At 54.5% G+C, this 21551-nt stretch carries 20 protein-coding genes and 1 tRNA gene; 14 read left to right on the top strand and 7 right to left on the bottom strand.

All coding sequences use genetic code 11. The annotated features are described in order from the left end of the window. The first annotated feature begins 72 nt into the window (after window positions 1-72). From ACXAF0_RS12325 to ACXAF0_RS12315, 3 genes are all read left to right on the top strand, one after another. The gene (locus ACXAF0_RS12325) at window positions 73-1761 is read left to right on the top strand and encodes a hypothetical protein (RefSeq protein ID WP_475346138.1); all 1689 of its coding nucleotides are present in this window, start codon (window positions 73-75) and stop codon (window positions 1759-1761) included. Between the two features lie 133 nt (window positions 1762-1894). Then, on the top strand, window positions 1895-2926 hold the full coding sequence (locus tag ACXAF0_RS12320; RefSeq protein ID WP_475346137.1) for a GlxA family transcriptional regulator: 1032 nt from the start codon (window positions 1895-1897) through the stop codon (window positions 2924-2926). Between the two features lie 56 nt (window positions 2927-2982). Beyond that, window positions 2983-4161 (top strand): MFS transporter, encoded by a 1179-nt coding sequence (locus tag ACXAF0_RS12315; protein WP_475346136.1) that lies wholly within the window; start codon window positions 2983-2985, stop codon window positions 4159-4161. 156 nt (window positions 4162-4317) lie between these two features. Here ACXAF0_RS12315 and ACXAF0_RS12310 read toward each other — a convergent pair whose 3' ends face one another. Then, entirely contained in the window at window positions 4318-4539 is a 222-nt protein-coding gene (locus ACXAF0_RS12310) for a hypothetical protein (RefSeq protein WP_475346135.1), read from the bottom strand. A 282-nt stretch (window positions 4540-4821) separates the two neighbouring features. Between ACXAF0_RS12310 and ACXAF0_RS12305 the strand changes: the two genes are divergently transcribed. Further along, a tRNA-Ser gene (locus tag ACXAF0_RS12305) sits at window positions 4822-4914 on the top strand. 258 nt (window positions 4915-5172) lie between these two features. Beyond that, window positions 5173-6033, top strand: coding sequence for a cupin-like domain-containing protein (locus ACXAF0_RS12300; protein WP_475346134.1), 861 nt, complete (start codon window positions 5173-5175; stop codon window positions 6031-6033). Between the two features lie 6 nt (window positions 6034-6039). On the opposite strand, the gene ACXAF0_RS12295 is transcribed toward ACXAF0_RS12300, so the two are convergent. After that, window positions 6040-6867: a lysophospholipid acyltransferase family protein gene (locus ACXAF0_RS12295; protein WP_475346133.1), complete on the bottom strand. Its 828-nt coding sequence runs from the start codon at window positions 6865-6867 to the stop codon at window positions 6040-6042. A 78-nt stretch (window positions 6868-6945) separates the two neighbouring features. Beyond that, window positions 6946-7725, bottom strand: a complete 780-nt coding sequence (locus tag ACXAF0_RS12290) for a GNAT family N-acetyltransferase (protein ID WP_475346132.1) — start codon at window positions 7723-7725, stop codon at window positions 6946-6948. 249 nt (window positions 7726-7974) lie between these two features. Here ACXAF0_RS12290 and ACXAF0_RS12285 point away from each other — a divergent pair, with 249 nt between their 5' ends. Then, the gene (locus ACXAF0_RS12285) at window positions 7975-8472 is read left to right on the top strand and encodes a hypothetical protein (protein ID WP_475346131.1); all 498 of its coding nucleotides are present in this window, start codon (window positions 7975-7977) and stop codon (window positions 8470-8472) included. Window positions 8473-8559: 87 nt separating this feature from the next. Here ACXAF0_RS12285 and ACXAF0_RS12280 read toward each other — a convergent pair whose 3' ends face one another. The 3 genes from ACXAF0_RS12280 to ACXAF0_RS12270 form a co-directional block, all read right to left on the bottom strand. Next, window positions 8560-8802, bottom strand: a complete 243-nt coding sequence (locus tag ACXAF0_RS12280; protein ID WP_044828849.1) for an Lrp/AsnC ligand binding domain-containing protein — start codon at window positions 8800-8802, stop codon at window positions 8560-8562. 96 nt (window positions 8803-8898) lie between these two features. Then, on the bottom strand, window positions 8899-9846 hold the full coding sequence (locus tag ACXAF0_RS12275; protein ID WP_475346130.1) for a PfkB family carbohydrate kinase: 948 nt from the start codon (window positions 9844-9846) through the stop codon (window positions 8899-8901). Window positions 9847-10003: 157 nt separating this feature from the next. Beyond that, window positions 10004-11596, bottom strand: a complete 1593-nt coding sequence (locus ACXAF0_RS12270) for a bifunctional metallophosphatase/5'-nucleotidase (RefSeq protein WP_475346129.1) — start codon at window positions 11594-11596, stop codon at window positions 10004-10006. Window positions 11597-12223: 627 nt separating this feature from the next. Between ACXAF0_RS12270 and ACXAF0_RS12265 the strand changes: the two genes are divergently transcribed. From ACXAF0_RS12265 to ACXAF0_RS12230, 8 genes are all read left to right on the top strand, one after another. Beyond that, the gene (locus tag ACXAF0_RS12265; RefSeq protein ID WP_475346128.1) at window positions 12224-13219 is read left to right on the top strand and encodes a BMP family lipoprotein; all 996 of its coding nucleotides are present in this window, start codon (window positions 12224-12226) and stop codon (window positions 13217-13219) included. Between the two features lie 43 nt (window positions 13220-13262). Next, window positions 13263-14846: an ABC transporter ATP-binding protein gene (locus ACXAF0_RS12260; RefSeq protein ID WP_475346241.1), complete on the top strand. Its 1584-nt coding sequence runs from the start codon at window positions 13263-13265 to the stop codon at window positions 14844-14846. Continuing rightward, on the top strand, window positions 14843-15961 hold the full coding sequence (locus ACXAF0_RS12255; protein WP_475346127.1) for an ABC transporter permease: 1119 nt from the start codon (window positions 14843-14845) through the stop codon (window positions 15959-15961). The genes ACXAF0_RS12260 and ACXAF0_RS12255 overlap by 4 nt, the downstream gene beginning before the upstream one ends. Next, complete coding sequence (locus tag ACXAF0_RS12250) at window positions 15961-16932, top strand: ABC transporter permease (protein WP_475346126.1); 972 nt, start codon at window positions 15961-15963, stop codon at window positions 16930-16932. Before ACXAF0_RS12255 ends, ACXAF0_RS12250 begins: the two co-directional genes overlap by 1 nt. Before the next feature lie 111 nt (window positions 16933-17043). Then, the gene (locus ACXAF0_RS12245) at window positions 17044-17457 is read left to right on the top strand and encodes a cytidine deaminase (protein ID WP_475346125.1); all 414 of its coding nucleotides are present in this window, start codon (window positions 17044-17046) and stop codon (window positions 17455-17457) included. After that, entirely contained in the window at window positions 17454-18260 is an 807-nt protein-coding gene (locus ACXAF0_RS12240; RefSeq protein ID WP_475346124.1) for a purine-nucleoside phosphorylase, read from the top strand. The genes ACXAF0_RS12245 and ACXAF0_RS12240 overlap by 4 nt, the downstream gene beginning before the upstream one ends. A gap of 58 nt (window positions 18261-18318) precedes the next feature. Further along, window positions 18319-19659, top strand: a complete 1341-nt coding sequence (deoA, locus tag ACXAF0_RS12235; RefSeq protein WP_475346123.1) for a thymidine phosphorylase — start codon at window positions 18319-18321, stop codon at window positions 19657-19659. Between the two features lie 258 nt (window positions 19660-19917). Continuing rightward, the gene (locus ACXAF0_RS12230) at window positions 19918-20682 is read left to right on the top strand and encodes a DeoR/GlpR family DNA-binding transcription regulator (protein WP_062955067.1); all 765 of its coding nucleotides are present in this window, start codon (window positions 19918-19920) and stop codon (window positions 20680-20682) included. 35 nt (window positions 20683-20717) lie between these two features. Here the strand turns inward: ACXAF0_RS12230 and ACXAF0_RS12225 are convergent, their stop codons facing one another. Beyond that, window positions 20718-21536: an ABC transporter ATP-binding protein gene (locus tag ACXAF0_RS12225; RefSeq protein ID WP_475346122.1), complete on the bottom strand. Its 819-nt coding sequence runs from the start codon at window positions 21534-21536 to the stop codon at window positions 20718-20720. Window positions 21537-21551: the final 15 nt, after the last annotated feature.

The raw sequence follows: 21551 nt of genomic DNA, 5'->3' as shown, positions 1-21551 counted from the left end.
GGACACGCGCCTGACTAGTTATACGGCAGACACATGCCGCCCAAACAGGAAGTTAGGGAGCCAGAGCGCGTTATGTCGGATACGACATTTGAAGTTATGGTCCAGCGTGGGGATCGCTGGATAATCCACTCGACATTCGATGTCGAGAAGGAAGCGGTTACAGAAGCTGAAAAGCTTGTGAAAACCAAGATCTCTGCCGTGCGCGTTATTCGTAACTGGGAACGCGGCGACGGTCGTCATATCGAAAAGGTACTTCTCGAAAAAGAAGGTGCAGGCGAGGATCAGGATGATGACGTGCGCGTGTCGTCCATTGATGAAGCCCCTTTGTGCGAGACTGACAACGATCTTTTGCAGAAAGAAAGCCGCGCGACCATCAACCGGTTGCTGCGCAAGTATTTCGAACAGGAAATTCTGACACCTTGCGAGGTAATGTATAATTACCAGAACCTCCGCAAGCTGATGTTCCATGACACCCTGATGCCGACTGCGGTCGACAAGGTTGCCGGGCTGCATGCCAAGGCGACCGAGGGTGATCATATCGAGGCGATGAACAACCTTCATGGCGCGATCGAGCAGCTTTCTGCGCGCGCCCGAGAAGTGGAAAAAGTCGACCTGCCGGCCTTCGAGGATGCCACCATCACCGAAGTTCGCGACGAAATCCGTCGCCTGAACCTTGCCGAAGATACTGACTTCCTGACCATGGTTGCGCTGACGCGCGTGCTGTCATCGACCCGCAACTGGGTTGGCAAGCTTGATCTGGCGCTTAAGGTTAAGGGCGACGAGAAAGACGAAGCCGCGCGCAAGATGATCGATGATGTGATTGCCGATATTCTCGGATCACCGGTCGCGCTGAAAGAGCTGCTTGGCAGTTCGCGCAGCTTTGGCGAAGCGGTTACATTGCATATTGATCTGGCGCTTGGCCGGGCCAAGGGTAATCGCGGTGCCGCTGATGATATTCTTGAACTTTTAAACCCACTGTTTGGTTCAGGCCTTCTGGCGAATAGCCAGGAAGCGATGTTTGATTACATCGTGCGCGAGCTCAAAAGTGCAAACAACCTGCAGCGTCATGAAAGCGACCCGGATCCGCTTGAAGGGATTCTTGATCGCCTGATCACCGAGCAGGGCGTTGTTTACGGCACTCCGATGGTCGAAGCGATTGCCGAACGTGGGGCACGCCTGCGCAATGTCGGTGGCCCGCGCGCCCTGATTGAGGGTGTCAGCGAAATCAATGGTCGCCTGATCCCGAATTTCCGCAAACTGACCTGGCTTATCGCGGTTGCCAACAGTGGCATTGTCGAAGACTTCGCCGATGAGCTTTACGACATGATGCGCGATGCGGTTAAGGACATGCGGGCATTGCGGGCATTCTGCGATCCGGACTCCAAGCCGCGCGACAAGATGGCCACGGTCAAACACATGAATGACCTGCTGGCCTCTTCCAATGTTCCGGAAGAACAGAAGACGGAGATCGGGGCCAAGCTTGACGATGGCCTTGCCGAGTATCTTGTGCGTGAAAAGGTGATTGAACGGATCGATAACCCGTCGCTCCATCTGCGCAAGCGCGCCTATATGCTTGTGCAGTTCTGTTCCAGCGGCGTGTTGATTGAAGGCAAATCCGCGGCCATGGCCCGAAAAAGGGTGGTTGGGTACCTCAAACAACCCAACTTTACTGACAAGCTGGTCGATGACATCAAGGATATGACGACCAAGGAAGGCACAATACGTGACTTTTATGCCTTGCTGCAGCGAAGCGGGTTCTGAACCGAAAACCTTCTTTGATAGTTGATTGATTTGAACACCCCACGAATGCCAGTTGGCAAAATTCGTGGGGTGTTTGTCATTGTTGCCAGTTTGAATATCCGGCATCCTGTATCTGTGACAAGGAGATGCCGTGATGTTGAACCCAGCCAAAACCCCAAGAAAAATCGCCTGCTACGCCTTTGAGGGCGTCATGAGCCTTGACGTCATTGGCCCGCTTCAGGTGTTTGGCTCGGCAAATGATGAGTTGGCCGCGTTGGGGCGACCAACGGGTTACGAAGGGCTCGTTGTCGCGGAAGAAAGCGGACCGGTGCACACGTCATGTGGTGTGCGGATCTGTGCCGATATCGGATGGCGTGACCTTGATCTTAGCGGGATCGACACATTGTTCATCCCGGGCGGCACGGGTGTGTGGTCAATCCGCGACAATGCCGAAATTGTCGAATGGGTCCGCAGGGCAAGCACCATTGTGCCGCGACTGGGGTCGATTTGTTCTGGTGCGCTTATTCTCGCGGAAGCCGGGGTGCTTGATGGCAAGATGGCAACCACGCATTGGTCGCGCTGTGATCAAATGGCGCGGGAATACCCGGCCATTCAGATGATGGGCGATCGATTGCATAGCTATGACCCGGCGGGGCTGGATGGTGATCCGCATGTTTTTACATCGGCCGGTGTGACGGCGGGGATAGATCTGGCGCTGGCGATCATTGAGGCCGACTTTGGCCGGAACCTGGCCTTGTCCGTGGCGCGCAGGCTGGTGATGTTTCTCAAGCGTCCGGGTGGGCAGGCGCAATTCAGTGCCTATCTGATCCCGGAAACCGGCACCACGGCGCGTCTGACCAGCTTGCTTGAATGGCTGCCGGGCAATATTGCCAATGACTTGTCGCTTGAAAAGCTTGCCGAGCGCGCCGGCATGACACCACGGACCTTTTCACGCGTTTTCACCCGCGATCTTGGCATGAGCCCGGCGCGCTATGTCGAACGCGTTCGGGTCGAGGCTGCCCGTGCCCTGTTGCAGGACGAGGCGCTGGCAATCGGGCAGGTCGCGGAACTTTGCGGGTTTCGTCATCCGGAAACGCTGCGCCGGGCGTTTCAACGTCATCTGTCTGTCAGTCCACAGGAATATGCGGAACGCTTTGCTCGCAAGTCATTGATGGCGACGACCTGACAGGGGTCTGAAGACAGTCATTTTTCATCACAGTTTACGAATTGGGAGTTGGGAACATGTTGTTGCTGACCAATGGACCTGTGCGTCTGCTTTTTGTCGCCCAGGCACTATATTGGTCCTGTTCATTGATCGGGATCACCCTGACATCGATTGTTGGTGTCTCGCTTGCGCCGACACCGGCACTGGCGACGTTACCACTTGGCGTTCTCATGATCGGAAATCTGGTTTCTGTCCATCCGCTTGCCATGTTGATGCAGCGTCACGGGCGGCGTGTCGGGCTCACTGTCGGGGCACTGTTTGGTGTCGTTGGTGGCCTTCTGGTGGCCTATGGGATTTATGTCGGGGTGTTCTGGATCGTTGCACTTGCGCCGGCGCTGATTGGTACCTATCAGGCCTCAGCCGCATATTATCGCTACGTCGCACTGGAAACAGTCGGTCCATCTCAAAAAGGCCGAGCAGCGGCACTCGTCCTCGGCGGGGGTGTGTTGGCCGCACTGATCGCACCGGAAGTTGCCGCTGCCAGCCGCGATATGTTGCCGGTTCCATTTGCCGGGGCCTATGTCGCATTGGCCGGTTTGGCGGTGATTGGGGCGATCCTGATGACGATGTTGCCTGATGGCGGCATTCCAGTACGCACTGGATCAAGTCGGACGGTCATGGCGAAACTGCTCAGGCGTCCGGTCATTAGTGGGGCGATTGCCGTCAGTGCCGCCGGGCAGGGGATCATGGTGCTGGTCATGACAGCGACACCGCTTGCCATGAAATATTGCGGTTATGACGTTGATGTCTCTGCAAACGTTATCCGTTGGCACTTGATCGGGATGTTCTTGCCCGCCTTTGTTGCAGGGCCATTGATCGACCGGATCGGGCCGCGCCGGGTGGCATCGACGGGGGCCTTGGTTTTGATGGCAAGCGTGGCGTTTGCAGTTTCGGGGATTTCGGTTTCCGCCTTTCTGATCAGTTCATTCCTGCTTGGGTTTGGCTGGAACATGATGCTGCTGGCCGGCACAACATTGCTGGGCGAGGGGCATGACGTTTCCGAACGTGGGCACGCCCAAAGCCTTATGGAGCTTGGGAACAGCCTTACGGCCACGTTGGCGTCTATTGCGAGTGGGGCGCTGATTGCTGGTGCTGGCTGGGTTCCGGTGAACTATGGCGTTCTTCCGGTGCTGGTTGTGGCGTTGCTATTGATGTGGCGGGGCTATGTCGCCGGGCAGGAAACCGCAAAGGCATAAAGATAAAAGAAGCCGCCGGTCGGGGAGACCGGCGGCGAAGTTGCAGGGCGAACGGGGAGTGTCGCCCCGGCGCGACTGAGTGTTTCTAATTGCCGATGCGTCAGTGACAGGTAACAACGGCAAGGCAGTATGTTTGCGGCAATAAAAAACCGGCCATCAGGCCGGTTGGGATGCCAGTGACGCCGCGTTACCTGCGACGAATTCCTTGATCTTTTGCAGAACGAAATCACGTGAGCTGTTTTCACGGGTGCGGAACAGAACTTCGCGGTCCTGAATGACAAGACCCATATAAACCGGATCGTTGTGACCTTCCTTGGTCATTTTCAGGGCACGAAGGGTGTGACCGAAATCGTCGGTGCTTTGATAGATCGTACGCATCTTTCTCCAACCAGCATTTACGTCATATGACGGTGAAAAACCAATCGACCATCGCTTTATGACAGCTGTTTTTTTCCAACCGATGACAGCTGTGTGATGGTTTGAAGACTCTTTTTGCCCTCAACCGTGAAATGCACTAAGCAAAGCAGGCAAAAAGCTGCTGGTTTTATTTGTCAGGACTGTTAAAAAGAAAACGTCCTTGAGGCGGGTTTCGGGCATTGACATGCGCCATGGCGATGTTTAAGAAAGGCGTCGTTCCGCAGGGAACACCAAGGATATAGAGGGCAAGTGGCCGAGTGGCTGAAGGCGCTCCCCTGCTAAGGGAGTATAGGGTGACAAGCCCTATCGAGGGTTCGAATCCCTCCTTGCCCGCCAGTGAAAAAGCACCCCAAGACGGGGTGCTTTTTTCGTTTCTGGATACGGTATCCTCGTCAAGATCGCCACACATGAAACCGCGGCCCGGCTGACGCCTTAAGATGTCTCTGTCATGAGTCACGATATCAGGAGTTTCAGACGGTTAGGGGCTCGTCGCTAGTGTTCCGCGCTTGATTTCATCTGAGAGCTATGATGTATCTGAAAGACGTTCTCTGATCCGAACATAAGGCGAAAGATAATAAAACCGGCGGGGCCTGAATGACGCGCGACTTAAGCTATCTGGGTATTGACCGACAGGATGATCTGAACCGAGAAGATTTCATCGAGCAGTACCTGAAGCCAAAACGCCCCGTTATCATGCGCAGTTTCGCCGCCAACTGGCCGGCATTGCAGAAATGGACCTATGACCATCTCAAGCAGGGTTGTGGGGACGTTGAGGTACCGCTGTATAGCGAAGCATTTGCCAACTCGGACAATGACTATCTGGACTCAACCCAGAGCATGCCGTTTGGCGAGTATCTTGATCTGATCCAGGCGGGGCCGACGCCGCTTCGCATGTTCCTGTTTAATGTCTTCAAACACATGCCACAACTGCGCGAGGATTTTTCCTATCCCGATCTTGGCGTGACATTTCTCAAGAACCATCCGTTCCTGTTTGTCGGCGGGCAGGATGCTTATGTCGATATTCATTACGATCTTGATCACAGCCACGTTTTCCTGACACAGATGACCGGGACCAAACGGGTTATCCTGTATGGCAGTGAGAATGGACGGAAGCTTTATCAGCATCCTCTGACGGTTTCGTGCAATGTTGATTTTCGCAACCCGGATCTGGAGCGGTATCCGAAGCTCAAGGATATTACGGGCTATGAGTGCATCCTCGAGCCGGGTGATACCATCTTTATTCCAAGCCGCTGGTGGCATTTCATTGAATACAGCACGGCGGGTATCAGTCTGACCTTGCGCGCCCTGCCGGAAACCTGGCCTGCCCGGGTGGCAGGTCTTGCCAGTATCATCAAGCTTAAGGTGATCGACCAGTATCTCGGCAAGATGATTGGCGAGAAGAAGTGGTATCAGATGAAGGAAGACTGGGCGCAGGCCCGGGCCCGCAAGGCGTAACGGGCGTCAGGCGTTTTTCAGGATCGTCTCATAGCCGTTCTGGACGCCTTGGTGGGCCCATTGGGTCAGGTCCTTGCGGTTCGCAAAATCGGAAACCGGGCGGCTTGGACTGAAATGCACTTTGACGATGCAGCCCTTTGTCGCCATGAAACGCCAGAAATGGAAGGCAAGCGAGGTGTCGTCAAACCAAGGATACAGGACACGCTCGGGTTCGGGCGCTGCCTCATTACCGTCTGAACCATTTTTCAGGCACAGTACGGTGATGGGTTGGACGTGGCATACCTCGGCGATTTTTTCGTCAAAGACAAATTCCATCAGTGATGATTTGAATGGCAGGACGACGCTGCCATCGGTGCTGGTTCCCTCGGCAAACAGGACCAGTCGACGGTCGGGCAAAATCTTTTCGCGCAGGACCTTGATCTGTTCGTGGGACTTGATGGCACGACGTTCGACAAAAATCGTCTGGCAACAGCGCGCCAGAAACCCGATGCCAGGCCAGCTGCGGACTTCGGACTTCGCAATGAAATTGACGGTGAATAGCGAATTGATCACCGGAATATCAAGATAGGACGTGTGGTTCCCCAAAAGAAGCAGGGGCAGTGTGTCGCAGGGAGATCCGCTTTGCTCGACCCGGATACCGGTAATCTTGCGCGCACCGATATGCCACAGGCGTACAATTTTCGCGTTGGCGCGGATTTTAAGCCCCTCAAGCATCAGGAATGGTATCAGCAACACAAACAACCAGACCATAAGCACCGTGAACTTGATTCCGGCCTTTACATGTTGTGCAAGGGTGATCTGGGCAGTTTCTTTGGAAGGTGCAGTCTGGTCCAAAACGATTGAAAATCCTTGGTAAATGCCAGATCCGGTCTTTCATGTCGCCAAGAAGGACTGTGCAACATGAAAAGAGAATCACGTGTTTAGAGGTTCGAGTTCAAGGCGATCCGCCTGCTTCTTGTAAAAGCGGTAATATTGGTCCGGGACCTTGGCGACGTCGACGGTGATCAGCACATCAAGCGTCTTGAAATCGGGATCAAGAGCGACCCCATCGCCGACAACGCCCCCCAAAGACAGATAAGCCTTGATCAATGGTGGCAATTGAGCAAGGGCCGTGTCCGGGGCGATATCTGCTTTGGGCATGCGGTTCATTGACAGATACTCGAGTGCACGTGCCACATGAGCTGCATCGTCCAACTGATAATGGTGCAGGTAGGACAGTTCCGTGGCGACGTTATCGATGTCTGTCCCGTGGAAGCTTGCGCATCCGAACAGATAGCGGATGTCATGATCGAAGATCAGCTTGGTGATACCACGCCATAGAAGCTGAATGGCCTTGCCGTCACGGTAGTCTTTGTGAACACAAGAACGGCCAACCTCCATGCAGTTGTCCTGCACAGCATCAAGCAGGGGAATAGAAAACTCTTCCTGCGCAATATAATCCAATTCCGCAGGCTTTTGCGCCGAAAGCAACAGGCGCGTCGTTGCGATGACTTTCTGCTCATTGTGGTTGTCAACAACAAGCAGATGTTCACAGAACGCATCGAACTTGTCGCTATCGAGACCGGCAGAGTGTTGATCGGTCAAGGCTTTGGCGTGAAACTCGCCAAAGAAAACCTCAAAGCGGAGTTCTTGCGCTGCTTTCAGATCGTTTTCAGTCTTGGCAAGATGAACAGAATAACTACCGGTGGTCATGCAAAACTTTATGCTGTTGTTCTGATGAAGCTTGATTCTGTTAAGTTCAAGCGAACAAGTGACAAGCTATACCACATATTGAACAGTCTATAAAAACAATAAGATAGCGGCGGTCTTGCGTTGCCTGCCGGAAAATTTTGCCACATATGGCATAAACAGACCTCACGAAGCGTTGTCATAACTGGGTTGTCGCAATTTTGCGCAAAGTGCCCACATTAAAATCGATGTTTTCACGAGCAAGAGGTCGCCATGCCGTTCACACCAAGCTGGTTCAAAACAATCACCGCCGGTTTCATTTTCTTCGGTGGCAGTGTTGCGTTGAGCGCGCCTGGGCAGTCACATCCGACGCAATCGATCCATGAGCATGATGTTGTCGAACTTGCGCAAAGTGGCGGTGTCTTCAGCGATGAAGAGCGCCGGATCATTCGCGATGTGCTGGATGTTGCAACCGGACAGGCTGACGACAAACCGGACCGTGACGGCAACAAAAAGAACAAGGGAAAAAACGGCAAGGACAATAAGGACAAAGGGAACAAAGGGTTGCCGCCCGGAATTGCCATGAAACTTGAGCGGGGTGGCACCTTGCCGCCGGACATTGCCAAACGCGATTTACCCGATGACCTGATAGCGCGGCTTCCTGCGCGCAGCGATGGCGCACTGCGTCAGATTGTGGGCGACGATGTTGTCCTGATCGAGAAGGGAACAGAGGTCATTCTGGACGTAATCCGGGGTGCTGCCGGGAATTAAGACCCGTGATCTCTATTGAATAGAAAAAGCGGCGCCAGTTGGACGCCGCTTTTTTTCATGTCTCGTGTTCGCGCGCCTTCGTGAGTATCAGGTGAAGGCGTTAAAGGTAATGATGGTCTGGGTATCCTTGATGAAGGGCAGCTTGTGAATCTGTTCGTTCACATAGCGCCCGATATCCTGTTCGTCCTCGACATACACCTTGACCAGCAGTTCAAACGGGCCAGAGATCGAATAAACTTCCGACACGCCTTCAACCTCTTCAACGAGTTCGGCAGCGACGTCGTAGGCTTTGCCCAGTTCACATTTCACAAAGATGAAAAATGGATGCATCGGAATGGCTCCGGTTTGATGTGGATTTCCTGACAAGCTACCTGCCTTGAATGATGCTTGCAATCATCAAGCTGGCGGGTTTCAAAGCCAGATTTGTTAAAGCGGTTTACTTTGGGCCTGTGTTGCGCGCTCAGATACAGCTTCCTGCGAAACATCCCAAACTGTCGTGCCTTCGGTTTCTGCCGTAAGACTCGCCATGGCAAGGCCGGACGCCATGGCGTCCTCAAACACAGTATCGGGCTTGGCATAGGCTGTAAGAAAACCGGAATAGAAGGCATCACCGGCACCATTGACATCTTTGACCTTGGTCGGCAGGGGTGACCAAAACGCCGTTCCAGATGCGCAAGACGATACAACACCCTGTGCGCCAAGTGTAATGACGACATCGGGAATGCCTTTGTCGCGAAGGCACTCGATAGCTGCCTTTGCCTGATTGAGGTCCTTGATCTCGATGCTGGTCAAAACATGTGCTTCGGCCCGATTGACGATCAGAAGATCAAGCTTGTCGAGGGCGGGTTTGAACCGTGCTGCTTTGCTTGGCGATACGGTTGCCCCACAGAGCTTAGCCTTGCCTTTGTTTTCAGCAAGCCACGCGATGCTTTCGCTTGGCAGGTTGGCGTCAACCAACCACCAGGGCCACGCCTGACAATCAGCAAGGTTGGGTTCCAGGCGGTCGACGGTCAACAGATCATAAACCTCGGCATTCATCATGCCCAAGGCAAGTTCACCTGTTTCATCGAGAAGGGCGGTATAGCCAGCCGTTGCCATGCCATCGATCTTCATGAGATTGCGGGTATCAATCCCAATGTCTGAGAGCGCCTCGGTGACCTGATCGCCATCACCATCATCCCCGACAGCCCCCAGCAGCGCGACCGTGTTGCCAAGCAGTTTCAGATGTACCGCTATATTACGGCTGACCCCACCGGGTTTGCGGTGCAGGGTGCGCACCGGGTTGGAGGCAGCGGGGACAAAAGTCTCGGTACATTGCAAGGTGCGGTCAAAATGGGCGGCACCAAAGCAGAGTATATTGGCAGAAGACGTCATAGAGAACGGGTACTCTTCGTGGTGGTGCGTCACAGATGTGACGGGGCATGCATAACAAGCGACGTTGATAAGCCTCGTGCCGCCCCAAAGGCAAGCAAAACAAAAAGGCAGCCCACACAGGACTGCCTTTCGTTGATGAAAACCGGGATGCCCAACCTTATTTCAGGTTGATGCGGCCTTTGGTGCTTGGCGTCATCGGGGAGTTGAGCCCGATATAATCCGCCACTGCCTGCTCAAGGTTCGGGCCGAAATCATAGACATCCGTGGCATTATCCCGGAACAGGGCATAGCCATCGCCGCCATTGCGCATGAAGTCGTTGGAAACAACGCCATACATTTTGTCGGTAGCTATGGGGGTAAATCTATCACCCTCTGCGACCATCACATTTGAAACCCGCGATCCGACAGGCTGTGCAAGATCAAGATCAAACGTCAGACCCGCAACCTGCGGGAACTGGCCTTTGCCTTCCTCCACCAGCGATACGCCATGTTCAAGCGACGCCACGATATCCGCACCTGAAAGTTTGAAAGTCGCCAGCGCATTCTGGAACGGCAGAACCGTCAGGACCTCACCCATAGTGACAGTGCCTTCATCTATGCTGGCGCGAACACCGCCGCCATTCTGGATGGCGATCTGATAATCTTCACCAGCTTTCCAAAGCATGGCATCGGCAACGAGTGAGCCCATGGAGCATTCCATCGCACGACATGTTTCACGTGATCCATCGGCGGGCGCAGTAAAGCTGCCAACTTCGAGCGTGCGAACTGCGTCAACCTGACCGCTGGCTTCTTCGATGACCGCAAGAACATCCTCGGCCGGTGTGACGCTGGAATCCAGGGCAATCGGTTCGCCCGACCAGGTGGTGGCAACACCTGCATCATCGAAGGTGACGTTCAAATCACCCAGATAGCGGCTATAGGCATATGCCTGAACGATCAGCACCGGTTTGCCATCCACACCGTTCATAACGACCGGGTAGGGATGAGACGCCTTGTCATTGGTGTTGGAGAACAGAAGATGGTCATGACCGCCAACAATCACATCAACACCGCTGACGTTGGTGACATAGTCAAAGTCGGCATAAGAACCCGAATGGCTCAGTGCGATGATCTTGTTAATGCCCTGTGCTGTCAGGCGATCCACGGACGCCTGCAATGATTGGCCAAGATCGTTGAATTTAACGTTCGGACCCGCACTTGAGATATCGGCGGTTTCGGGTGTGGTCAGACCCACGATGCCAATGCGCTCTCCGCCCACCGTAATAATGGTTTCGGGCTTGATCAGCTCATTCAGGCCATCGGTGGTGGCTTCGATATTGGCCGACAGGATTGGTGTCAGGCTGGATTTGATGAAGTTGGCAAGAACATCCGGGCCATCATCGAATTCATGGTTGCCAACCGCCATCGCATCATAATCAACAAGGTTCATCAGTTCGGCGGTCAGCGACCCCTTGTAGGTCGAATAGAAAAGAGATCCCTGGAACTGATCGCCTGCATCGACCACCAGAACATTACCGCCCTCGGCACGGGCATTGCGAATGGCAGTGGCAAGCCGGCCATATCCGCCAAAGCATTTGCCCTCAGCATCATCCTCGGCACTGCAGGTATTGTTGTATTTCGTGACCGATTCAACGCGGTCATGAACGTCATTGGTATGAACCAAACGCAGGTCGTAGTCTGCCAAGGCAGTTCCGGCGCCAAGCGCCAATATGGTGCAGGTCGACAGCAGCCCGGTAAGTGTTCTTTTCATCCCTGATCTCCAACAATAGACAAACGATCCCGCTCCAAGCGGGAAAATTCATTTCGAAACGCCAAACCATGTGGGTTGGAAAATCTTTGCCCCGGTGGATGTTAGCACCAATTTATCAGCTGATATGTTTCCGGTTTTTGACGGTGTGGTGAACATTACACCCGGACCATTGCGCAGGAACGGCAGCCAGACAGCACGATTTTACAAGAATCGGCGGCGAACCAATTTCGCCCGGGACAGGCATGTTTCGTGGTGTCGCGCAAGCGTGATGGGCCCACATCGCGAGAAAAAAATTATCCGGATAAAGATGAAACTGTTTCAACAAGCGTTTGCCGAAAACTAAGGGAAACCCCGCAGGTAGGGGATGTTTACACCAGATAATGCCGGATCAATTTTGACCAAACGGACAGGTTTTGCCGAGCTCTTGCGTCCTCGGCTATTTACAGGGCACTATATTCTGTAGTTACCATTAGCATTCGCAGCATGATCGCCCGTGTTTCTTTGGTTGAGGGACCGAAGCGTGCGTTTCGTCATGTTGTGAACCACGTTTTTTCGATGAGGGAGTTCCGCCGATCAAGGAAATTGGCGGAAGGCATAATCAGAATTCAAACAATGAAGGGCATCGGAATGAAAAAGCTTCTGACCTCGGTGGTCGCGGCTGTCGCTTGCTATGCAGGTGTTGCTTCGGCTGCAGAAATTCGACCGGCTGTCGTATACGACCTTGGTGGCCGTTTTGACCGCTCGTTCAACCAGGCGGCATATACGGGTGCAGAGAAATACAAGGAAGACACCGGTACCAACTACCGCGACTTCGAAATCCAGAACGATTCACAGCGCGAGCAGGCAATGCGCAACTTTGCGCGCCGCGGCATGGATCCGATTGTTGCGATTGGTTTCTCTCAGGCATCCGCACTTGAAAAAGTCGCCAAAGAATTCCCGGATACCAAATTCACCATCGTTGATATGGTCGTAGACCTGCCGAATGTTCAGTCGGTTGTCTTCAAGGAACACGAAGGTTCCTTCCTTGTAGGTGTTCTTGCTGCGATGGCATCTGAAACCGGCAAAGTCGGCTTTGTTGGCGGTATGGACATTCCGCTGATCCGTAAATTCGCTTGTGGCTACGCACAGGGTGTCAAGTATTCCAACGCCGATGCTGAAATCTTCCAGAATATGACCGGTACGACCGGTGCTGCCTGGAACGATCCGGTTAAAGGTGGTGAACTGGCGAAATCCCAGTTCGACCGTGGTGCTGACGTTGTTTACCATGCTGCTGGCGGTACCGGCGTTGGTGTGCTGCAGGCTGCAGCAGACGCTGGCAAACTCGGCATTGGTGTTGACTCCAACCAGAACGGCCTGCATCCGGGGTCGGTTCTGACCTCCATGCTGAAACGCGTTGACGTTGCTGTTTACGAAGCGTTTGACGCTGCTGCCAATGACAATTGGGAGCAGGGCCTGACCATTCTTGGTCTTGCAGAAGGTGGTGTTGATTGGGCGCTTGATGAAAACAATGAAAGCCTGATCACCGACGATATGAAAGCAGCCGTTGCCGAGGCCAAGGAAGCAATCGTTTCCGGTAGCCTTAATGTACACGATTACATGAGCGATAGCGCCTGCCCGATGTAAGGCAGTCGTCAAAGCAAATCGGGGATTTGTCGTGTCGGATACGATGCATCAAATGCACGGCGCCGGGGAAGCCGGGGCCGTGCAACCTGCTATTGAACTGCGTGGAATAGACAAGCGGTTCGGTGCGGTACATGCCAATAAAGAAATCGACCTTAAGGTCGACAAGGGAACAATCCACGGGATCGTGGGGGAGAATGGGGCTGGTAAATCGACCCTGATGAGTATCCTGTACGGCTTTTATCAGGCCGATGCAGGCACCATTCATGTCGATGGAAAGCTTTGTGATATCAAGGGATCCGAAGACGCGATTGCCGCCGGGATCGGCATGGTTCATCAGCATTTCATGCTGGTGGAGACATTCTCGGTTCTTGAAAACGTCATTCTGGGCGTCGAAGGTGGTGCTGTTCTGCGCGACGGGGTCGACAAGGCCCGCGAAGAGCTTAAACGCCTTGAGCGGGAATACTCGCTCAATATCGACCCGGACGCCACCGTAGGGGACCTTTCGGTTGGTCTTCAGCAACGCGTGGAAATTCTCAAGGCCCTCTATCGTGGGGCTGAAATTCTTATTCTTGATGAGCCGACCGGTGTTCTGACACCGCAAGAGGCGGATCATCTTTTCAGAATTCTTGATACGCTCAAGGAGCAGCGCAAGACGGTTGTCCTGATTACCCACAAATTGCGCGAGATCATGGCAGCAACGGACAACGTGTCCGTCATGCGCCATGGCGCAATGGTGGCACATCGCAAGACAGCCGAAACCAGCCCGGAAGAACTTTCCGAATTAATGGTTGGCCGTAAGGTGTTGCTCCGCCTTGAAAAAGGTGAAGCCAACCCGGCCGCGACCGTTTTGAATGTCGACAACCTGTGTGTTGATAATGCCCAGGGTGTGCGCAAGGTCAAAAATGCGACTTTCAATGTGCGCGCAGGCGAGATTGTCGGCATTGCCGGGGTTTCCGGTAACGGGCAAAGCGAACTGCTCGAAGCACTTGGCGGGATCCGCTCTGCCAGCGAAGGCACCGTGGAATTGAACGGTCAGGATGTCACCCCGGGCAAAGGTGTCGATGCTGCTGAACTGCGGCGTCGTGGTGTTGCCCATGTCCCGGAAGACCGGCATCGCATGGCGATGGTCACGGCCTTTACCGCCAAAGAGGCAGCTATTCTTGGCTACGAGGATGACCCCGCTTATCAGAAGGGCGTACTTCTGGACTGGAACGCCATTTCAGACGCCACAGCAAACCTGATGTCGGAATTTGACGTGCGTCCGGATAATCCGGATTTGAAAGCGGCGAATTTTTCTGGCGGTAACCAGCAGAAGCTGGTTCTGGCACGTGAAATCATGCGCGATCCGGAATTGCTTCTGGTTGGTCAGCCGACCCGTGGTGTCGATATCGGTGCCATTGAATTCATTCACAAACGTATTGTTGCCATGCGGGACGCCGGCAAGGCTGTTCTTCTGGTGTCTGTGGAGCTTGACGAAATCATGTCGCTTGCCGACCGTATCTTGGTGATGTGCGACGGCGCCATTATCGGCGAAGTTGCTGCATCCGAGGCAAATGAACGTGTGCTTGGTCTGATGATGGCAGGCGTTGACCCGAATGAGGCCAAGGCCGTGGAGGGGCAGGCATGAGCAAGACTGTCGAACTGCCGCGCTGGATTGATGTCGGCGCGCTGCCATTGCTGAACCTGCTGCTCGCCCTTGTTGTTTCCGGGCTTGTGGTTCTGGCGATTGGCGAAAACCCGGTCGAAGTCGTGGAAATCCTGCTTTATGGCGCATTTGGCTATGAAGAAGCGTGGGGATACACGCTTTATTACACAACCAACTTCGTCTTTACGGGGCTTGCCTTTGCGGTGGCGTTTCATTGCGGCCTGTTTAACATCGGTGCCGAAGGGCAGGCTTATGTTGGTGGCCTTGGGGTGACGCTGGCGGCTCTTTATCTGGACTTCCTGCCATTCCCGATCATGTTGGTCGTATCAATGCTGGCGGCGATGATTTTTGGTGCTGCTTGGGCCTATATTCCGGCGTATTTGCAGGCACGTCGCGGCTCGCACGTCGTGATCACAACGATCATGTTCAACTTCATTGCGTCGTCGCTGATGGTGTATCTGTTGGTGAATGTGCTGCGTCCGGAAGGCTCCATGACGCCGGAAAGTGAACAGATTGCGGAACATCTGCGCTTGCCATTTATTCATGACATCGCCGGTGCCCTTGGCATCGAGATGGCATCGAGCCCGCTGAACCTGTCATTTGTCTATGCAATTGTCATTAGCGTGATGGTCTGGCTGTTCATCTGGCACACCCGTTGCGGCTATGCGATCCGCACGGTTGGTGCCAACGCGGTGGCTGCGACCTATGCGGGGCTCGAGCCCGGCCGGTATATCATCATTGCGATGATGATTTCAGGCGCGCTGTCATCCTTTATGGCGCTGAATGAGGTCATGGGTGTTCAGCATCGCTTGCTGATCGATTTCACCGCCGGGTATGGCTTTGTCGGTATCGCCGTTGCCCTGATGGGGCGCAACCACCCATTTGGTATCTTCCTGGCCGCATTGCTGTTCGGGATGCTGTATCAGGGCGGGGCGGAGCTATCATTTGAAATTCCGACCATCTCCAATGACATGGTCGTGGTTATTCAGGGTCTCGTCATCCTGTTTACCGGTGCAATGGAACATATGTTCCGTCCGCGCGTGACAAAGATCTATACGGCGTGGCGCCTGCACCAGGATGCCGGGGAGGCGGCGTAATGGATACATTTCAGCTGATTATCCTGTTGCTGGATGCAACACTAAGGACCTCGACCCCGCTGATCCTGGCCGCTCTTGCCGGCATGTTTTCTGAACGGTCCGGGACGATTAACCTCGCACTTGAAGGCATGATGCTGGGCGGTGCGTTTTCGGCGGCGGCAGTTGCGTTTTATGTCGGTAGCCCCTGGGTTGGTCTTTTGGCCGCGATTACCACAACGATCGCGCTTTCATTGCTGCATGGTTTTGCCTGCATCACGCATAAGGGCAACCAGGTTGTGTCGGGCATGGCGATCAATATCCTGATGTCGGGTCTGACAGCCCTTGTCGGGATTGCCCTGTTTGCGCAAGGTGGCAAAACGCCGGCGCTTGATAAAGCATCTCGTTTCCAGCCGATCACGTTCCCGGGCGCAGAAGCTGTTCGAGATGTGCCGGTTTTGGGGCCGATCTATTCAGAACTGCTCAGTGGCCACAACATTCTGGTCTATGTCGCCTTCATCGCGGTGCCAGCAGCCTGGTGGGTGATGTATCGGACCCGGTTCGGTTTGCGTTTGCGGGCCGTGGGTGAAAACCCGGGTGCGGTCGATACCGCCGGTGTTGGCGTTGTCATGATGCGCTATCGTGCGGTGATTTGCAGTGGTGTTCTTGTCGGGATGTCCGGTGCGTATCTCTCAACGGCACAAGGTGCATCCTTCCTGCAGGACATGACTGCAGGTAAAGGCTATATCGCACTCGCCGCGATGGTGTTTGGTAAATGGCGTCCGTTCCCGGCACTGGCTGCTTGCCTGCTGTTTGGTTTCCTTGATGCCGCGGCAACCCGTCTGCAGGGTGTTGTTCTGCCGGGCATCGGCGAAGTTCCGGTCCAGTTGGTGCAGGCATTGCCATATGTTCTGACGGTTATTCTTCTGGCCGGGTTCATTGGTCGCGCCATTCCGCCAAAGGCGCTTGGCCGCGCCTATGTCAAGGAACGCTAAGCTTTTCGTGGTTCGGGTCTGGGCCTATGATGCCGGCAGGCCCGAACCACAGTTTTCCGATACTTTGCGCTTTGGTCAGGCGCGATAGGTAATCAAAACAGGATCAAACAAATGGTTGCTCAGAAACAGGCTCCGCGCGATCTGATTGACGCGGCACTTGCTGCCCGTGACAAGGCGTATGCGCCTTATTCAAACTTCTTTGTTGGCGCTGCGCTGCGCACTGCGGATGCCAAGGTCATTTCGGGCTGTAACGTTGAAAATGCGGCCTATCCGGAAGGTGTCTGCGCAGAAGCCGGGGCCATTTCGGCCATGGTGCTGTCGGGTGAAACCCGATTTGACGAGATTGTCGTTGTCGGGCTTGGTGATATTGCCTGCACCCCGTGTGGCGGGTGTCGTCAGAAAATCCGCGAATTCACGGGGGCGGATGCGACAATCTTTATCATTAATGATTCTGGTGAAACGCTTTTGACGCTGAGCCGTGAAGAACTTATTCCCCATTCCTTCGGGCCGGAGAACCTTAAATGAGCAATGTAAAAGCTGCACTTGATGTCATTGCCAGCAAGGCACCCGGGTTCAAGGCGGAAGTCGCATTGGTTCTTGGTAGCGGCCTTGGCGGCGTCGTTGATGCTGTCAGTGATGCGATCAGCATCGCCTATGAAGACTTGCCAGGATTCCCGCGCCCGACCGTGGTCGGGCATGGCGGGACGCTTGTGCTTGGGCGGATCGGCGGTGTGTCGGTTGCGGTCATGCAGGGACGCGCGCATTATTACGAACATGGTCGTTCCGATCTGATGGCGCAGCCGCTTGAAACCCTGCGTGAGCTCGGGGCTGAGCGCCTTCTTCTTACCAATGCTGCCGGGTCCCTAATTTCGGATGCAGTGCCGGGCAGCCTGATGCTGATTACCGATCACATCAGCCTGTTTGGTCCGAACCCATTGATCGGCTATCACGGCAATGACCGCTTTGTCGGGATGGATGTGCCTTATGATCCGGAAATCGGATCGGGCTTGCACGATGCTGCGGCAAAGCTGGGTATCAAGCTGTTTGAGGGAACCTATTGCTGGTGCACCGGGCCAAGCTTTGAGACACCGGCTGAAATTCGTGCGCTCAAGGTTCTTGGTGCGGATGCGGTTGGAATGTCGACTGTGCCCGAAAACATCCTTGCCCGTCGACTTGGCTTCAAGGTGGCGGCGGTTTCAAACATTACCAATCTGGCAGCTGGCATGAGCGCGACACCGCTCAGCCATGACCAGACATTGGAAATGTCAAAAACCGGTTCAGCCAATCTTATCAAGATATTGCTGCAGTATTTTTCAAGCGCTTTGTGAAGTCGAATGACTCAAAGCTGCTGATTTGATTTAACGACAAGCGCGCAGGAGACAGCATATGCTGCCCCAGGAAATCATTCGCCGTAAACGCGAAGGCGAAGTTCTGACCGACGCCGAAATCGCCTTTTTCGTTAAGGGCATCACCGATAACAGCATCAGCGAAGGGCAGGTGGCCGCCCTTGCCATGGCCGTCTTCTTTAACGGTATGACCATGGATGAGCGTGCCGCGCTCACGCGCAATATGCGCGACAGCGGTACTGTTCTGGACTGGAAATCCCTTGGCCTTGATGGTCCGGTTGTCGACAAACATTCCACAGGTGGTGTCGGTGACAAGGTCAGCCTGATGCTGGGGCCGATTGTTGGCGCCTGTGGGGCCTTTGTGCCAATGATTTCCGGCCGCGGGCTTGGCCATACCGGCGGTACGTTGGACAAATTTGATTCCATTCCAGGCTATCGCACCACACCAAACCTTGAGGAATTCGCCAAGGTTACTCGCGAAGTCGGCTGTGCGATCATCGGCCAGACATCCGATCTGGCCCCGGCTGACAAGCGGTTCTATGGTATTCGGGACGTCACCGCGACGGTCGAGAGTATTCCCTTGATCACGGCGTCTATCCTGTCAAAGAAGCTGGCAGCTGGCCTTGATAGCCTTGTGATGGATGTGAAGTTCGGGTCGGGTGCCTTCATGGCCGAGTATGAGCGTGCCCGTGAACTAGCTGAAAGCATCACCGAAGTCGCCACCCGTAACGGCGTTCCCACCGTCGCACTTCTGACCGATATGGATCAGGTGCTGGGCGACGCAGTCGGCAATGCGCTTGAAATGCAGGAAGCCATCGATTTCCTGACCGGTAAACACCTGGAACAGCGCGTCTATGACGTAACGATGGCTTTGGCGGCCGAAATGCTGGCGGTGAGTGGTGTGGCTGCGGATGTGTCTGATGGCCTGCGCATGGCCACAGAGGCGCTCGAAGGCGGCAAGGCGGCCGAAACATTTGGCAAGATGGTCTCAAGCCTTGGAGGCCCGGAAGATTTTGTTGAAAACACCAGCAAGTATCTTGAAGCCGCCCCGATGATCAACACGGTCACCGCGGCCAAGACCGGTCGCGTACTTTCTATGGATGCGCGCAAGGTCGGCTTGGCGCTGGTGTCGCTGAAGGGCGGGCGGACGCGTGCCGATCAGAAGATCGATTTCGCCGTCGGCTTTACCGATTTCATCAAGGTCGGGCAGCCGGTTTCGGCCGAAACCCCGATTTGCATTGCCCATACACGCGATCAGGCACAGCTGGAAGAAGCGACTACCTTGCTGCGTGAAGCGATCATCATCGGCGAGGGGGAAGTCGATCCGACGGGCAGTGAACCCGCAGTTCGTGAGCGCGTTGTCGCCCGCAAGCAGGTCTGATGTTCCCCAGAAGAACAGATAAGAAAAGCCGGGTTGAAGCCCGGCTTTTTTTCGTTTCGGGCTCCAACGATGATCGCAAGCTTGATCAATCAGGCCAAGAGTGTCGGTGATTCGGCACGTGCTTCAGTTGGCTAGTCATCAGCTTGTTCTGATCGCCGTCATCGGACAAGACTTGCCAAATGGCGCCAGAGAAAGCATTTTGATCAGGAATGAAAATTTTCCAATAAAGATGAAAATGGAAGACAGAAGGAGAGAGGCATGGGGAAACTGGATCGTCGTCGTAGAGAGATATTGGAGCTTGTGGCGTCCAACAGCTTTATGACCATTGATACCCTTGCCGAACATTTTTCTGTCACACCGCAAACCATCCGCCGCGATATCAATGAAATGGCCGAAGAGGGCCTGATCGCGCGTTATCATGGTGGTGCTGCCAGCGTTTCGACCACTGAAAACACGGCCTATACCGATCGTCAGGTGCTCAACCTTGGCAGCAAGCGCGAAATCGCCAAGCTGGTGGCTGAACATATCCCGGAAGGCGCATCACTTTTCATCAATATCGGGACGACCAACGAAGAAGTAGCCCATGCGCTGCTGGGTCACAAAAGCCTTAAGATCATCACCAACAATCTACACGTGGCGGAAATCTGTGCGGCAAACCAGGGCTTTGAAGTGATCATTGCCGGTGGGGTCGTGCGCCAACGTGACTTCGGGGTGATCGGGGAAGCCACCATCGATTTCATCAACCAGTTCAAGGTCGATTACGCGATTGTCGGGATTTCCGGCGTGGATGAAGACGGTAGTCTGATGGATTTCGATTACCGTGAAGTCCGTGTGGCGCGTGCGATTATCTCAAACGCTCGTCAGACATTCCTGTGTACCGATGCCTCGAAGTTTGGCCGGCGCGCCATGGTGCGTCTTGGACATCTTTCGGAAATTGATGCGCTCTTTACCGATCGCCATCCGGGACCAATCTGGTCGGATGTTATCCGCGAGGCCGATGTATCGGTTTACACAGCGAACTAGGGGTAGGGGTTCGCTAAACCGACAGCCTTCTTGGTTCAGCTATAGACATGGTCTTCACGTTTGCCGGTTCGCATGCTGATCGGGCCTTGCGACGAACCATTGAGCATCTGGGTCAGATGGTCATTGTGGGCATCGTCGATGTCTTTGGTCTTGCCGGACCAATAGACCTTGCCGTCATGCATCATCATCAGGTTCTGATAGCGCGTGCGGGCGATCTGCATGTCATTGGTGATTGAGATCACCGTTGTGCCCCGTTGTTCGGCGATCTTACCAATCATGCGCTCAATATGGTTCGACAGGACCGGGTCCAGCCCGGCCGTCGGATTGTCGAGCAACAGGATCGACGGATCGGTCGAGATGGCGCGGGCGACACCAACGCGTTTCTGCATCCCACCCGACAGGTCGCCAGGTGTCAGGTCCGCACTTTCTGATGCCAGACCGACAAGCCCAAGCAAATGAACAGCATGTTCCTTGGCGTCCTTGCGGCTAAGCGTACCAAGTTCGATCTGGCGGAAACAGATGTTTTCCCAGACCTTCAGGCTGTCAAATAGGGCATTTTGCTGAAACAGCATGCCGATGCGTTCGGCCCATTCGGCGCGTTTGGGCGCATTGGTCTGGCTGACATCATTCCCATCCAGGATGATCTTGCCCCCGTCCGCCCCGTAAATCCCGACCAGGCATTTCATCAGAACGCTCTTACCAGCGGCCGACGGTCCAATGATCGCAAGTGTCTCACCCTTGGGCAGATGCAGGCTGACATCATCAAGGGCCAGCTTGTTGCCAAACCGCTTGCTGAGATGTTCGACAGAGATAAAGGCCAGATGGGTCGCGGAACTGGTTTCAGGCGGGGTCATTGGCATTCCGGGTGA

The sequence above is a fragment of the Thalassospira sp. ABD4_177 genome (genome assembly GCF_056160125.1).
The sequence above is the reverse complement of the archived record's forward strand: the minus strand, read 5'-3'. Positions and strand labels throughout refer to the sequence as shown.

Excerpts from the sequence above, each read along its gene's own strand:
- ACXAF0_RS12325 (WP_475346138.1), top strand. The coding sequence starts at position 73 with ATGTCGGATACGACATTTGAAGTTATGGTCCAGCGTGGGGATCGCTGG.
- ACXAF0_RS12320 (WP_475346137.1), top strand. The coding sequence starts at position 1,895 with ATGTTGAACCCAGCCAAAACCCCAAGAAAAATCGCCTGCTACGCCTTT.
- ACXAF0_RS12315 (WP_475346136.1), top strand. The coding sequence starts at position 2,983 with ATGTTGTTGCTGACCAATGGACCTGTGCGTCTGCTTTTTGTCGCCCAG.
- ACXAF0_RS12310 (WP_475346135.1), bottom strand. The coding sequence starts at position 4,539 with ATGCGTACGATCTATCAAAGCACCGACGATTTCGGTCACACCCTTCGT.
- ACXAF0_RS12300 (WP_475346134.1), top strand. The coding sequence starts at position 5,173 with ATGACGCGCGACTTAAGCTATCTGGGTATTGACCGACAGGATGATCTG.
- ACXAF0_RS12290 (WP_475346132.1), bottom strand. The coding sequence starts at position 7,725 with ATGACCACCGGTAGTTATTCTGTTCATCTTGCCAAGACTGAAAACGAT.
- ACXAF0_RS12285 (WP_475346131.1), top strand. The coding sequence starts at position 7,975 with ATGCCGTTCACACCAAGCTGGTTCAAAACAATCACCGCCGGTTTCATT.
- ACXAF0_RS12280 (WP_044828849.1), bottom strand. The coding sequence starts at position 8,802 with ATGCATCCATTTTTCATCTTTGTGAAATGTGAACTGGGCAAAGCCTAC.
- ACXAF0_RS12275 (WP_475346130.1), bottom strand. The coding sequence starts at position 9,846 with ATGACGTCTTCTGCCAATATACTCTGCTTTGGTGCCGCCCATTTTGAC.
- ACXAF0_RS12270 (WP_475346129.1), bottom strand. The coding sequence starts at position 11,596 with ATGAAAAGAACACTTACCGGGCTGCTGTCGACCTGCACCATATTGGCG.
- ACXAF0_RS12265 (WP_475346128.1), top strand. The coding sequence starts at position 12,224 with ATGAAAAAGCTTCTGACCTCGGTGGTCGCGGCTGTCGCTTGCTATGCA.
- ACXAF0_RS12260 (WP_475346241.1), top strand. The coding sequence starts at position 13,263 with ATGCATCAAATGCACGGCGCCGGGGAAGCCGGGGCCGTGCAACCTGCT.
- ACXAF0_RS12255 (WP_475346127.1), top strand. The coding sequence starts at position 14,843 with ATGAGCAAGACTGTCGAACTGCCGCGCTGGATTGATGTCGGCGCGCTG.
- ACXAF0_RS12250 (WP_475346126.1), top strand. The coding sequence starts at position 15,961 with ATGGATACATTTCAGCTGATTATCCTGTTGCTGGATGCAACACTAAGG.
- ACXAF0_RS12245 (WP_475346125.1), top strand. The coding sequence starts at position 17,044 with ATGGTTGCTCAGAAACAGGCTCCGCGCGATCTGATTGACGCGGCACTT.
- ACXAF0_RS12240 (WP_475346124.1), top strand. The coding sequence starts at position 17,454 with ATGAGCAATGTAAAAGCTGCACTTGATGTCATTGCCAGCAAGGCACCC.
- deoA (WP_475346123.1), top strand. The coding sequence starts at position 18,319 with ATGCTGCCCCAGGAAATCATTCGCCGTAAACGCGAAGGCGAAGTTCTG.
- ACXAF0_RS12230 (WP_062955067.1), top strand. The coding sequence starts at position 19,918 with ATGGGGAAACTGGATCGTCGTCGTAGAGAGATATTGGAGCTTGTGGCG.
- ACXAF0_RS12225 (WP_475346122.1), bottom strand. The coding sequence starts at position 21,536 with ATGACCCCGCCTGAAACCAGTTCCGCGACCCATCTGGCCTTTATCTCT.